Genomic DNA, 10,687 nt, shown 5'->3' with positions numbered 1-10,687 from the left:
GCACTCATTCCGCCTTGATTTACCGCAAAACTCGACCCGGCGCGACCGTCGGCAAAATGTCAACAGAGCCTAGGTAGAGCTGATTGATCGGATGCGAAGCAGGCGCTCGCCGGCCGCTGCCAAGCGTGCGCGGGCAGTGTGCCGCATTTGCGCCAAGCGAGGCCATATGGATCGCAATATTAGCGATTGCTTAGCCCTGGCAGCTGGCTGCCACTGGCTGGTCTGCGCACAATCGTGGCGCGGTGGCGAATACCGCCATGCCGGCCCACGCTGTTTGTCTTTCCACGCCAGGAACCCTCTATGAGCACGATACGCACGACTATCCGTCCCCTGTTCAGCTTGTGCAGCCTGTTGTTCATTGCCGCCTGCGGCGATGGCAGCGCCGGCGGTGGCGGCAATCCACCCGGTCCGCCACCCACCCCTAGTCTGGTCAACCCGATCAGCGATGCGATAGCGAAGTCGCAGCTGCGCGATGAAGTACGTACCCTCAATAGCCTGCCGCTGGCGGAAATCCGCGCCCATCGCACCGCCGAATCGTCCTATGGCGCCATCCCGCGCGAGGCGCGCCGCCTGCAAGGCCAGAAGGTGCTGATCAACGGCAACTGGACCGGCATGCTGGCCACCGGCATGTATGCGGCACCGGGCGAGATCGTCACCATTACCGTGCCGCCAGAGCTGGTGGGCAAGGGCTATTACATCCGCCTCAGCGGCCATGTCGACAATATCGGCGAAAACGATAAATGGCTGCGCATGCCCAGCGGCATCCAGCGCAGCGCGGAAATCCGCCAGGCTGCCACCCAGATTGCCTCGCCCTATGGCGGTGCCATTTATATCGATGTGCTGGAAGGGGCCGATGGTAAAAAGCCGCGCCAGCTGGGCGAATTGCCGGTGGTGATTGATGGCGCCATCGAGGCGCCGTATTTCATCCTCGGCAAAACCACTACGGCGGACTGGGTCAACCGTATCCGGCAAAACCCGGCACCCTATGCCGAGCTGGTTACTGATCATCTGGCGGTATCGGTGCCGTCGTCGATGATACGGCAGCTCGACAAACCGGAAGATTTGCTGCGCTATTGGGATGAATTTGTCGCTTTCCAGGATTGGGTGGGCGGCACCGAGAATTATCGCACCGGCCCGGACCGGATCAATTTTGATGTGCAGATTTCCAATGGCTATCTGCATTCGGGCTACCCGATCCAGGGCCCTTACCATGTGGCGGCGTCGCGTAATTTCCTGAATATCGACACCTTGCGTAAAGAGGGCGAATGGGGTTATTTCCATGAAATGGGCCATGAAATGCAGATGCAGCCGCATTTATGGAAAATTGGTTACGACACCAATGGATTCACGTTCGATGGCGGTGTTGAAGTCACGGTAAATATCTTTGCCAAGGCCGCCGCCGATAGAATGGCACCATTTTCCAGCCCGGATAATGGCTCAGGCTGGGGCTGGGCGCCTTATGCCGGGCGAGTGTTGGCGCGTGCGAAAACCACTATCAACGATGGCACCAAGCCGGGCTTTGACCAGAAAGACCAATATCCTTTCTATTTCTCGCTGGCCGATGGTTTTGGCTGGGCAATGTATCGCCAGGTGCTGAGCAGCTATGTAAATGATGCGGTCAATTCGCCAGCGAATCTGCCCAAGACCAATCAGCAAAAGAAAGACCAATGGCTGATACGCTGGTCGAAATTCTCCGGCTACAACATGGTGGACTATATGGTCAATCGCTGGAAACTCGATGCCAGTGCCGAGGCCATCAAGACAGTCAACGATATGCGCCTGCCACGCTGGCTGCCGGCTACCACCAGCATCGACAATTTCACTGTCGCGGCCAATGCCAGCCGCACCCTGGATTTGCGCAGCACCGGTTTCAATCTGAGCGGGCCGGCTGAGTTTGTGCGGGTGGTGCCTGGCAGCAGGCACAGCATCACGTCCAATGCCGACGGCAGCTTTACCTTTACGCCCAGGCCAGGTGCGCTCGGTCGCGATGCTTTCAAGGTGGTGTACCGCTCGGAGGCTGGCAATGAGGTGGAAACCATCATCCAGGTAGATGTGACACCAGCGAAGTAGTCGCTGCCACCCGGCATGGCAGCGTGCCATGCCGGGTGGTGTAGCGCCAGCTTCAATCCGGGCAGAAATGCAAAAAGCCTGCTGGGTCAGCAGGCTTTTGATTGTGCGGGCAGGTCATCGAGTGCCCCGAGCCGGAATCGAACCGGCACAGCTTGCGCCGAGGGATTTTAAGTCCCTTGTGTCTACCAGTTTCACCATCGGGGCAGGGGTGTTTGGAGGCGCGAGCCGGAGTCGAACCGACCTACACGGATTTGCAATCCGCTAAATTCTTTGCAGAATCAGCGACTTGCAAATACTCCACTTTGAAACACCACTCAGAAGCTGGCATTTAGTGATTCATACAACACTTCTGAGCGTCCGATCGCTCTGGTAGGAACGATCAGTAAGGGGCGGATTATGCCGGAATGCCTGCTGTAGTGTCGAGCGGACTTGCCGTTGTAGACTTCCGCGCATGAATACTCCACCACCCCTCGCCAGCCCTACTTTCTCGCCTCTGCCGACCAAGGAATCCCCCGGCCCGTTTGTCACCTCGATAGATGATTCGCTGCTGCCGCCTGAAACGCGGATCAGCAAGACCGTCACCACTTTCCATTGCGACGCCTTTGGGCACGTCAACAATGCCCGGTATCTTGAGTTCTTGGACGAAGCGCGGCAAACGATCGTCGATCTGTCGTGGTTCCTTGAGCGCGGCTTGGGCATCGTGGTTTCGCGCATCGATATCCAGTATCTGCGACCGGCCAAACTTGGCGACCGGCTGGTGATCGATACTGAGCTGGTTTCGATCAGCGAGAAGGAATTTGTGCTGCGCCAGGTTGTTACGCGGGGCGTTAAGCAAGTTGCAACGGCTGACGTATCCTGTGCCTGCGTAAACCAACAGGGGAGACGGGTCGCAATTGATGAAGTTGTGAAACAAAACATTACTGCAATGCTGGGCCACACCAATGATCAGCAAAGCGCCGCTCAAGCTTCGAGCAGCTTGCCTTTAAAGGACATCAATTGGGGAGCTCCCAAGTGTGCCGAACGGCTATATATTTTGCGTAGATTGGAAGAAATTGGAATACAAGTTGATGTTAACTTGCCAATGCAAGACCTTCTAGATTGTCTGAAACGGCTTGGATTAGGCGCCAATTTCGATATTAGGGGATTAAGGGAGTGCCGTAATGAATTGATCGTGGCCGGCATCTTGCATCCAGATGATTCGAATAATGCTTTTATAGACTGGATCAGGAAGAGCGACACTGCGCACGTCTCTGCTCAGGATTAAACCTTTGTGTTTTTCTCATCAACGATGACAAGTATGAGAGGTGAGGATGAAGATGGACTTTCAAGTGGCACTTTTGAGCGCGTTATCCACTATTGCCGGAATAATTGTAACGTTGATATTTAATATCATTCAGCGTAAACAGCAGTTCGCCCAAGATGGCGAGAGAGATGCGCAGCGTAGAAAGCATGAGCTCTATCTAAAGAATATTGATTTTCATGGGTTTATGTAAAAACGACTTGAGGACATGAAGGCGGAAAAAAAGGCACAGCAAAGAGATCTGATTGTCAAGTTTCTATATGCAATGGATTTGACATACGAGTACCTGATAGAAATTAAGTATTATTTGCACAAGCCTAATTTGGTTGAAGAAATACATCGTACAAAACAGCTGCACGCCCGCGAAGCGACTAGTTGCTTTTTACAGCTTGATATTCTTTGCATGGGAGAATTGAGGAGGGCGCTGGTCGAACTTTACAGTGCACATATATCATATACCCAGAAGGCTTATGATTGGCTACAAAAAGCCGATCCAAATGCTGAATGGCCCGTTCTAGATGCTGTCACTAAAGCACGACTTCGGTTCCTTGACATTGTTAGAAGTGAACTCGCCTAGAGACTAGGAATATGCCTTTTTTGACCGGGCTCGCTTTCAAGTACCTAACCCGGCCATCGTCACTTCTCTTACTTCCCCGCTCCCGTCGTCACCGGATTATTGCTATTGATGGCGGTCGGCGCCGTCACCGTGCTAGTGCTGGTCACCGTGCTGTTATGGCTGTCCGTCGTCGTCGCGCTGTTGTGGCTATCAACGCTGCTCACACTCACATTGCTGGCCGGCGCCTGCACATACCTGTATCCAGCCGTGCCGGCATCGCGCAGGGCGCCAGCTATGCCAACCGCAGCTTTGCCCATGATGGCGTTGCTGCCCACGCTGCCTAGTACGCCAAGCGCGGCGCTGGCGACGCCGGCCCATGGGTCGGCCTGTGCGGCAGGGGCGGCGATCTGGCTGGCTGGGGCGCCGCCCTGTGGGGCATAGACCGTGACGCCGGCTAAGCCGCTGATGGTCTGGCCGGGCAGGGCTTTGATTTCAACCAGTGGCTTTTGCTCAAGGCTGGCCAGCTTGGTTTGCGCGGCCAGATAAGCCGCATAGTTTGGGTCTGGTGCATGGCTGGCGCAGCCGGTCAGGGTCAGGACAAGCAGTAAGACAACAGCGATCAGGTAGCGCATATCAATCTCCGGTTACCGGCCAGGCGTTTTGCAGGCCGGTGGTGGTGTGGGCGCAGCGGGCATACAGGTCGGCCCAGTCGATCATTGTCAGGGCCAGCGAGTCCGGGTCAGCGGCTGCCGGCTCGGGTAGAGGCGGGCAGGGCTGCCGCAGGTTGGGAGGTATCTCCACCATTCGCGGCGGCGATGGCGGCACGTAGCAGGCGCAGCCTGTCGTCAGACAGGCGGCAATCAGCAGCGACAGTGCTAGGTGGCAGCTGGACATAGCGGGTTCTCACGGTGGCAATGGTGCGGGCGGCCGTGGCGGTGTCGGCAGCCGCCTTTGCTGCGGCGTCGTTTGCTCGGCGCTGGTCGCGGGCGAGGCGGGCCGCTTCAGCCTGCATGGCGGCGAGCTGCTCTGCAACATGCTCGCGCTGCTCAGCGGCACGGCCCTTGATGTAGCCGGTGCCGAACAGCGCGCAGCACAGGCCGGCCAGCAGCAGCCAGCGGTAGGGCCAGGGGATAAGAGCAAGCAAGCTCATGGGTCGCCCCTCATGGCTTCCTCATACTTGGCCGACCGCACCCTGATGATGTTGTGCGGGTAGGCGCGGTTGATATCGAACGCGCTCATGCCGTAGCCCTGCCATCGCTTGCGGCTCTTGTTGCTTGTGCGCTCGACGTTTGCCCACCAGCGATCCGGGTCGCAGCCTGGTGTGGCGCGGCAGAGGGCCCGGTCAGATACCAGCCCCCCGCCGCCGCCGTTGTAACAAGCCAGCATCATCGCGTCGGCATCCTCGCCGGCGGCGCCGGCCGCATAGCGCCGGCAGGCTCGATCCATTACCAGCAGAGCGCGCAGCTGGCTGGTCGCATCGTAGCGGTCGTGCCATTGCCAGCCGGCCAACTGGCGATCCAGCTTGCGAACGTCGGTAAACGCATTGAAGCGGCTGGTCACCGTCAGCTGGCCCAGGCCAAAGCCATATTCGCGGGCGGTTTTCAGCTCGGCGTGCGGGTTCCAACACTTCGAAGACGTGAGCGACGGGCAGGTTTCCTGCTCGACTTGCCCGGCAAACAGCGCCGGCTGCACATCGGGCAGGATCTCGGCTGACAGGCTGCGCAGCATGGGCAGGTACTGCAGGGCGCGCTCTGGTACCGGCGCCGCCAGCACGCCGCAGCACAGCAGCAGGCATAGCAGCGCGGCCCTCATCGCGCCGATACCGCTGCAAGGGTCTGGATCAGCGTGGCGACCAAATAGCACAACCCAAGGAACGCCAGCCCAGCGCCGGTTGGCTGCTCGGACGCTTTGCTGCCCAGCGCCTGCAAATCAATCTTGGGCAGCAGGATGCGGCGCTGGATATGGGCCACGCCGGTCGCGGCCACCGCAATGCCGATCCATTGCAGGCTGGCAGCCAGCTCGGGCCGGCCGATCAGCCCGGCGAACCAGCTGGCACCGCCGATCAACAGGGCGGCGACGATCAGAAGCGGCAGGATGCGTTTGATATCTCGGTACATAGGCGATTCTCCAAAAACGAAGCCCCGCATTGCGGGGCTGGTGATGCGCCGGAGCGCGAAATGGGCGGGAAGCTGTATTAAGATCGGCGCTTTCTCATCTCAAAAGCAGGATTGCCGTGATCTACTTTCTGTTTGCGTTCTTGGCGCTGGTTTTGATATTGGTGGCGGTCGCCAAGGCGAAGGCCAGCCAGGGCAGCGGTGGCAACGGGCCGTGGCCATTTGTGAAGCGCGAGTTTTTAACGGGCGGCGAAAAACGGTTTTATGCGCAATTGCTGGCGGCACTGCCGGAATACCGCGTATTCCCCCAGGTGGCGCTGTCGCAGCTGATTGACGTCAAGAAAGGCGTCAATCGCATGCAGTGGGGAAACAAGATCGACCGGCTGGTGGCCGATTTCGTGGTCATGAATCAGGCGTTTGAAGTGGTCGGCGTAATCGAACTAGACGGCCCGCACCACAGCCGGCCGGCGCAGAAAGAGCGCGATGCTCGCAAAGACAAGGCGCTTACCGTGGCAGGCATTCAGATAAACCGAATTGACGCGGGCAAGGCGCAAACCGCGAACGATATTCGCGCGCTCTACTCCTTGCCGCCCCTTGCCGCAACACAACCAGGCGCGCCGGCTGCGCCCAATCGGCAGCCGGCTTAAGTCAGGGCTTCACGCCCTTGGTGTAGCCCCAGGCCAGCATTCCCAAGCAGGCGAGCAGGGCGGTTTTCCACAGCACGTTGAGCAGCACCTTGCCCAGCGTGCTCGCGGATTTTTCGGCCAGCTCATCCAGCAGCGCGCGGGCCAGCGCTTTGACGTCGTCGTCGGTTAAGTTGCGCTCTTCTGGCATGGTGTCTCCGGGTTCAGATGCCGCTGCTGTCGCGGCAATGGTTGGGCTGGATGCGGTCGAGCAGGCGGCATAGCAGGCAACCCCAGCGGCGGCCCTCGGCGCGCGCACGGTTGGCTCGGCTCGATAGTGTTTCGTCGGGGCTGCCGCCGAGCGCGGCATTAAGCGCTTGGTCGTTGCCGATGGCGGTATTCATGGCGCGATCCGGCGAGCCAAGCAGCGCATGACCAAGGGCGATCAGGCTGCCGGCGGTCGCCATCAACATCGAGCCGAGTAGCAGCAGGGCGAGGCGGGCGCGGCTCATGGGGCTGCCCGGTAGACGTTGACCGTACAGCCGCGAAACTGCATCTGCTTGGCCGGTGGCAAGCTGGCGTTGATGGTGGCCTGATCGACCAGCCAGGCGCCGTCGTCGGTGATGGCGGTAAAGGGCGCAATCACCGTGACAATGCCGGCCGTCATTGTCGCCAGCAGCATGCCCTCGCCGCCGCCGCGCTTGCTGATCGGCATCCGAAAGGTATCGGCCACCGGCAGCACCTTGCCATCGGTGCCGCGCAGCTCGGCGGTAAACGTCAGTGTGGTGCCACGCGGGCAGGTGATATCGGCAAAGTCAGCCGACACGGTTGTTTTGCTGGCGTTGTCGCTGGCGACGTTGGTAATCACCAGGCGCGGCCGGCCATCCATGGGCGCAGGCCCGTCCAGAATAATGACTTGATCCATCAGCCTATCCTTGGGTAGTAAACGAGGTTGCTCTGCCCGTTCGGGCCTTGCACGCCGGCGGTGAGCGGCGTGCCCACATAGTCAGGCGCGGGCCAGCCGGTGGTGCGCCAGTATTTGGTGTTAGCGGCAGAGCCCGAGTTTTGTACGCCGGAGTTCATGCCTATGAGCGTACTGCCGGCTCCGATCAACAAAGGGCAGTCGTTCGCCACGGCCGACGTTTGTCCTGCCAGCCAGCGCAGCTTGAGCACGCCGTCTAGCGACAAGCTCAGAAAGTTGACGTCCCGAAAGGTCGGGCTATTGCACGCCGTCGGGATCAGGAACGCGCCATTGATGAAGCTAGGAATGCCTAGCAAGCCCAAGGCCGACGGATATCCGCCACCAAAGCCAGGTGCTGTCGTGATTGCCGTCCACGTCCCAAGATCGGTGCTGGTCCACAGCTGCGAGAATCGGGCAAACAGGAAGACGCCACCACCGGCGCAAATTCTGGCGTTCTGAATGCTGTAGTCCGGCAAGCTGGCATTCGTCCATGTCGTACCATCGGTCGATTGATAGCCCAATACCGCACTGCCGTTGCTCCGCCCCCCTACTAAGAAGAAGCGCCCACCGGTTGCAACCAGCTGCAAAGCAATGCCGTTACTGGAGATAGTTTGCGCCAGGGCGGCCTGTGACCAATTGACGGCATTACTGGATCGCCACACCTGCGTCTGCGGATTGAGGTCGTTTTGATTTGCCGCAATGGCGATCACCGCGCCATTGACCGCAATGCGCGGGCCATAAATTGTGGTGCCAGAAATCGTTGCTGCTTGGCTCCAGGTCACTGCATCCGGGCTGGTTGAGACCAGGATGGCATTTTGGTACGAGCCGACTGCGATAAAGAGGTTGAGCGCCGCGCTCCATGCCACGTCTGAAACGGGTGCATTTCCCAGCGCAAAATTCACACTGGCATTCTGAAAAGACTGGCCGTTATCCCGCGAAACGATGATTTGCTGACCGGTGAAATTGCCGGCCGAAACAACGACAAATATCCCTGCGCCATTGGTCGCCCAGCTGCTCGCAACAACAGGAGTAGGCAAACCGTTTTGCTGAATGCCATAGACCTTTAGCAGGTCGCTCTGCGCCGCAGCCGGATAGTTTGCCGCCGGCACCGCTGTACCAGAACGTAGATAGATCCCGCCATCGCTGAGTTTATAAGGGCCAGCACCCATTTCTGGTAGCAGCAGGCCGGCGCCAATGGGTGTGCTGCCGCCTTGCAGTGCCACGCCGGCAGCATTGCCTAGCGGCCCCTGTATTGCGATTGCTTTAGCACCGATCGTCATTACATCAGCCCCTGTTTTGCCCGGATTTCGATGCGATCGCCGCCGGTTAATGCAGCCGTCACGCCCACCAGCAGCATCGTCTTGCTTCCCAGCGAGTTGCCGGTTTTGTCGATCGAGCTATCCACTGACTGATCACCCAAAAGCGATGCGTTTGGCACGGTAGGCGATGTGCCGGACAGCGCCGGGATGCTCTTGACGTAATCGCCGGTGAGCCGCACCAGGCGAGACCCGGCCGGCACCGCGCCATTGGTGAGCGCTGGGCCTGATACCGTGATCGCGGTGTCGGTCACTGCGGTAATCGTCAGTACCTTGCCTTCGTCGGCGAGCAGCGCAGCATTGCCGGCTGCCAGCAAGGCACAGCGCTGGCCGATTTCCCAGCGGTCGGCCAGAAAGCCGGCGTTCGTTCGGTTGATGGTATTGGTACCGGTGATGGTTACCGCGCCGGTGGCGGCACCGAACAGTGTGGCTTCGGTACCTTCGACGACTTGCACCGTCTGCGCGGACGCGCTGTTGCTGCTGGCTGTGGCCTCGGTGACGCGCGATCCGCCGCGTAGCCAATCCACTGCGCCGGCAATGCCGCTCGCTGGCGATACATCGGCCAACAGCCGCAGATTGGTACCGGTGTTTGCGCTCAGCGTGACGCTAAGGCCGGGCTGGATGGCGCTGATGAGTAAGGCTTCAAAGGCCATTGCTTGGCTCCTGTTGGGTAAAGATGAGGTGGCGTGTCGCGCTCAGGGCGCCTGCGTCATAGCTGCAGATACAGGGCCAGCTTGGCGCGGCGCATGGCGGTGGCCAGCGCTGCGGCGTCGGCCAGGTCGGTGCTGGCCAGCTTTGCCAGCTGGTAGCCGGTAGCGCCGGCATTGACTTGCAGCACAGCGCCGGGCGTGGCCGGCAGTGGCAAGCCGGTGACGGCAGACGCTTGCGCTGCACTGGCGGCTGCCGCCGTGGCGCTGGTCTGTGCCTGCCCGGCTGACACGTAGGCGGACGATGCGCTATTGCCGGCCGCCGTGGCGCTATTGCTGGCGCTGGTGGCGCTGCCGCTGGCGGCACTGACATTCAGGGCGATGGCCGCCACTTGGGCATTCACCCAGCCGACCAACCATTGCGCGACCGCTACAACTTGCGCCAGTGCTGGCACAAATCGGACGCGCCAGCCGCCCGCGTCCAGGCCGGTACTGGCATCGCTGCCGTCCGTGACGGTCGAGCCATCGCCGCCGACTACGGGCGAAAAGGTCACTGAGGCCATATCTGCTTGTCTCCAGAAAAAGAAAAACCGCCTTGCGGCGGTCGGTTGCTGACGAATCTGCGGTGGCGTTAAATCAACTCGCGCAACTCCAGCGCCGTGGTGTTCTGCGCCTTGTTCGCCAGCAAGAAGCTGGGCAGGGCCTTGAGGCGAGCCGGGAAGCTGCGCTGCACTGAAAACTGCGTGTCGGCTGGGTCGTAGACGAAGAACACTTCGCGGTCGATGCCTTGGCGGCGTACCAGATCGAAACCCGGCCCGAATACCTCGTTCTGCGTGAGCCAATCCAACGCAAAACGCACTGTACGAATGGGCTGTTGGCGGTCGAAGAACTCTTGCCCGCCGCGCGATTGCTCGACTTGGGTGGTTGTTTCGTGGCCCCACTGCAGGCCGTAGCTGATGTTGTAGGCCGGCTGCCACGCCGGGCAGAGAAACAGCCGGCCCAGCGCGATATTGCCGGCCGGGTTGGCGGCGTCGAATAGCTCGATGCGCCAGTATTGCGCGGTGACTTGCGCCGGCAGCACCACGAATGCCACGCTCGGG

Annotated in this window: 16 protein-coding genes and 1 tRNA gene; 5 read left to right on the top strand and 12 right to left on the bottom strand. The window is 60.0% G+C overall.

The genetic code is table 11. The annotated features are described in order from the left end of the window. Nucleotides 1-300 precede the first annotated feature (300 nt). Nucleotides 301-2,070 carry a M60 family metallopeptidase gene (locus ACE3OH_RS13695; protein ID WP_374353746.1) on the top strand — a complete coding sequence of 590 codons (1,770 nt, stop codon included), beginning with the start codon at nt 301-303 and terminating at the stop codon, nt 2,068-2,070. A 122-nt stretch (nt 2,071-2,192) separates the two neighbouring features. Here the strand turns inward: ACE3OH_RS13695 and ACE3OH_RS13690 are convergent. Then, a tRNA-Leu gene (locus tag ACE3OH_RS13690) sits at nt 2,193-2,274 on the bottom strand. A gap of 247 nt (nt 2,275-2,521) precedes the next feature. On the opposite strand from ACE3OH_RS13690, the gene ACE3OH_RS13685 reads away from it, so the two are divergent. Genes ACE3OH_RS13685 through ACE3OH_RS13675 form a run of 3 tightly spaced genes read left to right on the top strand, consistent with a single transcriptional unit; the run spans nt 2,522 to nt 3,947 of the window. After that, nucleotides 2,522-3,334 carry an acyl-CoA thioesterase gene (locus ACE3OH_RS13685; protein ID WP_374353743.1) on the top strand — a complete coding sequence of 271 codons (813 nt, stop codon included), beginning with the start codon at nt 2,522-2,524 and terminating at the stop codon, nt 3,332-3,334. Nucleotides 3,335-3,380: 46 nt separating this feature from the next. After that, nucleotides 3,381-3,563: a hypothetical protein gene (locus ACE3OH_RS13680; RefSeq protein WP_374353740.1), complete on the top strand. Its 183-nt coding sequence runs from the start codon at nt 3,381-3,383 to the stop codon at nt 3,561-3,563. 15 nt (nt 3,564-3,578) lie between these two features. After that, complete coding sequence (locus ACE3OH_RS13675) at nt 3,579-3,947, top strand: hypothetical protein (RefSeq protein ID WP_374353737.1); 369 nt, start codon at nt 3,579-3,581, stop codon at nt 3,945-3,947. Nucleotides 3,948-4,015: 68 nt separating this feature from the next. Here the strand turns inward: ACE3OH_RS13675 and ACE3OH_RS13670 are convergent, their stop codons facing one another. The 4 genes from ACE3OH_RS13670 to ACE3OH_RS13655 all read right to left on the bottom strand — a co-directional run bounded on the left by ACE3OH_RS13670 (nt 4,016) and on the right by ACE3OH_RS13655 (nt 6,043). Beyond that, complete coding sequence (locus ACE3OH_RS13670) at nt 4,016-4,558, bottom strand: hypothetical protein (RefSeq protein ID WP_374353734.1); 543 nt, start codon at nt 4,556-4,558, stop codon at nt 4,016-4,018. A gap of 107 nt (nt 4,559-4,665) precedes the next feature. Continuing rightward, a complete protein-coding gene (locus ACE3OH_RS13665; RefSeq protein WP_374353731.1) occupies nt 4,666-5,076 on the bottom strand; it encodes a hypothetical protein in 411 nt (136 codons plus the stop codon). After that, nucleotides 5,073-5,738, bottom strand: coding sequence for a hypothetical protein (locus ACE3OH_RS13660; RefSeq protein ID WP_374353728.1), 666 nt, complete (start codon nt 5,736-5,738; stop codon nt 5,073-5,075). The genes ACE3OH_RS13665 and ACE3OH_RS13660 overlap by 4 nt, the downstream gene beginning before the upstream one ends. Next, complete coding sequence (locus ACE3OH_RS13655) at nt 5,735-6,043, bottom strand: hypothetical protein (protein ID WP_374353725.1); 309 nt, start codon at nt 6,041-6,043, stop codon at nt 5,735-5,737. Before ACE3OH_RS13655 ends, ACE3OH_RS13660 begins: the two co-directional genes overlap by 4 nt. A 116-nt stretch (nt 6,044-6,159) precedes the next feature. Between ACE3OH_RS13655 and ACE3OH_RS13650 the strand changes: the two genes are divergently transcribed. Next, the gene (locus ACE3OH_RS13650; RefSeq protein ID WP_374353722.1) at nt 6,160-6,687 is read left to right on the top strand and encodes a DUF2726 domain-containing protein; all 528 of its coding nucleotides are present in this window, start codon (nt 6,160-6,162) and stop codon (nt 6,685-6,687) included. 1 nt (nt 6,688) lies between these two features. Here the strand turns inward: ACE3OH_RS13650 and ACE3OH_RS13645 are convergent, their stop codons facing one another. The 7 genes from ACE3OH_RS13645 to ACE3OH_RS13615 all read right to left on the bottom strand — a co-directional run. Next, a complete protein-coding gene (locus ACE3OH_RS13645) occupies nt 6,689-6,874 on the bottom strand; it encodes a hypothetical protein (protein WP_374353719.1) in 186 nt (61 codons plus the stop codon). 13 nt (nt 6,875-6,887) lie between these two features. Beyond that, on the bottom strand, nt 6,888-7,175 hold the full coding sequence (locus ACE3OH_RS13640; RefSeq protein WP_374353714.1) for a hypothetical protein: 288 nt from the start codon (nt 7,173-7,175) through the stop codon (nt 6,888-6,890). Then, nucleotides 7,172-7,588, bottom strand: coding sequence for a hypothetical protein (locus ACE3OH_RS13635; RefSeq protein WP_374353711.1), 417 nt, complete (start codon nt 7,586-7,588; stop codon nt 7,172-7,174). Before ACE3OH_RS13635 ends, ACE3OH_RS13640 begins: the two co-directional genes overlap by 4 nt. After that, nucleotides 7,588-8,904, bottom strand: a complete 1,317-nt coding sequence (locus ACE3OH_RS13630; RefSeq protein WP_374353708.1) for a hypothetical protein — start codon at nt 8,902-8,904, stop codon at nt 7,588-7,590. The genes ACE3OH_RS13635 and ACE3OH_RS13630 overlap by 1 nt, the downstream gene beginning before the upstream one ends. After that, nucleotides 8,904-9,593, bottom strand: coding sequence for a hypothetical protein (locus tag ACE3OH_RS13625; RefSeq protein ID WP_374353705.1), 690 nt, complete (start codon nt 9,591-9,593; stop codon nt 8,904-8,906). Before ACE3OH_RS13625 ends, ACE3OH_RS13630 begins: the two co-directional genes overlap by 1 nt. A 56-nt stretch (nt 9,594-9,649) precedes the next feature. Then, entirely contained in the window at nt 9,650-10,150 is a 501-nt protein-coding gene (locus tag ACE3OH_RS13620; RefSeq protein WP_374353702.1) for a hypothetical protein, read from the bottom strand. A gap of 68 nt (nt 10,151-10,218) precedes the next feature. Beyond that, the coding region (locus ACE3OH_RS13615; RefSeq protein WP_374353699.1) for a hypothetical protein at nt 10,219-10,687 on the bottom strand (469 nt) is incomplete at its 5' end.

Source organism: Chitinimonas sp., assembly GCF_041904975.1.
Taxonomy (GTDB): domain Bacteria; phylum Pseudomonadota; class Gammaproteobacteria; order Burkholderiales; family Chitinimonadaceae; genus Chitinimonas.
The sequence above is the reverse complement of the archived record's forward strand: the minus strand, read 5'-3'. Positions and strand labels throughout refer to the sequence as shown.

What these genes read in the sequence shown, in the direction of transcription:
- ACE3OH_RS13685 (WP_374353743.1), top strand. Translation starts at nt 2,522, where the DNA reads ATGAATACTCCACCACCCCTCGCCAGCCCTACTTTCTCGCCTCTGCCG.
- ACE3OH_RS13675 (WP_374353737.1), top strand. Translation starts at nt 3,579, where the DNA reads ATGAAGGCGGAAAAAAAGGCACAGCAAAGAGATCTGATTGTCAAGTTT.
- ACE3OH_RS13630 (WP_374353708.1), bottom strand. Translation starts at nt 8,904, where the DNA reads ATGACGATCGGTGCTAAAGCAATCGCAATACAGGGGCCGCTAGGCAAT.
- ACE3OH_RS13670 (WP_374353734.1), bottom strand. Translation starts at nt 4,558, where the DNA reads ATGCGCTACCTGATCGCTGTTGTCTTACTGCTTGTCCTGACCCTGACC.
- ACE3OH_RS13625 (WP_374353705.1), bottom strand. Translation starts at nt 9,593, where the DNA reads ATGGCCTTTGAAGCCTTACTCATCAGCGCCATCCAGCCCGGCCTTAGC.
- ACE3OH_RS13635 (WP_374353711.1), bottom strand. Translation starts at nt 7,588, where the DNA reads ATGGATCAAGTCATTATTCTGGACGGGCCTGCGCCCATGGATGGCCGG.
- ACE3OH_RS13660 (WP_374353728.1), bottom strand. Translation starts at nt 5,738, where the DNA reads ATGAGGGCCGCGCTGCTATGCCTGCTGCTGTGCTGCGGCGTGCTGGCG.
- ACE3OH_RS13695 (WP_374353746.1), top strand. Translation starts at nt 301, where the DNA reads ATGAGCACGATACGCACGACTATCCGTCCCCTGTTCAGCTTGTGCAGC.
- ACE3OH_RS13655 (WP_374353725.1), bottom strand. Translation starts at nt 6,043, where the DNA reads ATGTACCGAGATATCAAACGCATCCTGCCGCTTCTGATCGTCGCCGCC.
- ACE3OH_RS13640 (WP_374353714.1), bottom strand. Translation starts at nt 7,175, where the DNA reads ATGAGCCGCGCCCGCCTCGCCCTGCTGCTACTCGGCTCGATGTTGATG.
- ACE3OH_RS13665 (WP_374353731.1), bottom strand. Translation starts at nt 5,076, where the DNA reads ATGAGCTTGCTTGCTCTTATCCCCTGGCCCTACCGCTGGCTGCTGCTG.
- ACE3OH_RS13680 (WP_374353740.1), top strand. Translation starts at nt 3,381, where the DNA reads ATGAAGATGGACTTTCAAGTGGCACTTTTGAGCGCGTTATCCACTATT.
- ACE3OH_RS13620 (WP_374353702.1), bottom strand. Translation starts at nt 10,150, where the DNA reads ATGGCCTCAGTGACCTTTTCGCCCGTAGTCGGCGGCGATGGCTCGACC.
- ACE3OH_RS13645 (WP_374353719.1), bottom strand. Translation starts at nt 6,874, where the DNA reads ATGCCAGAAGAGCGCAACTTAACCGACGACGACGTCAAAGCGCTGGCC.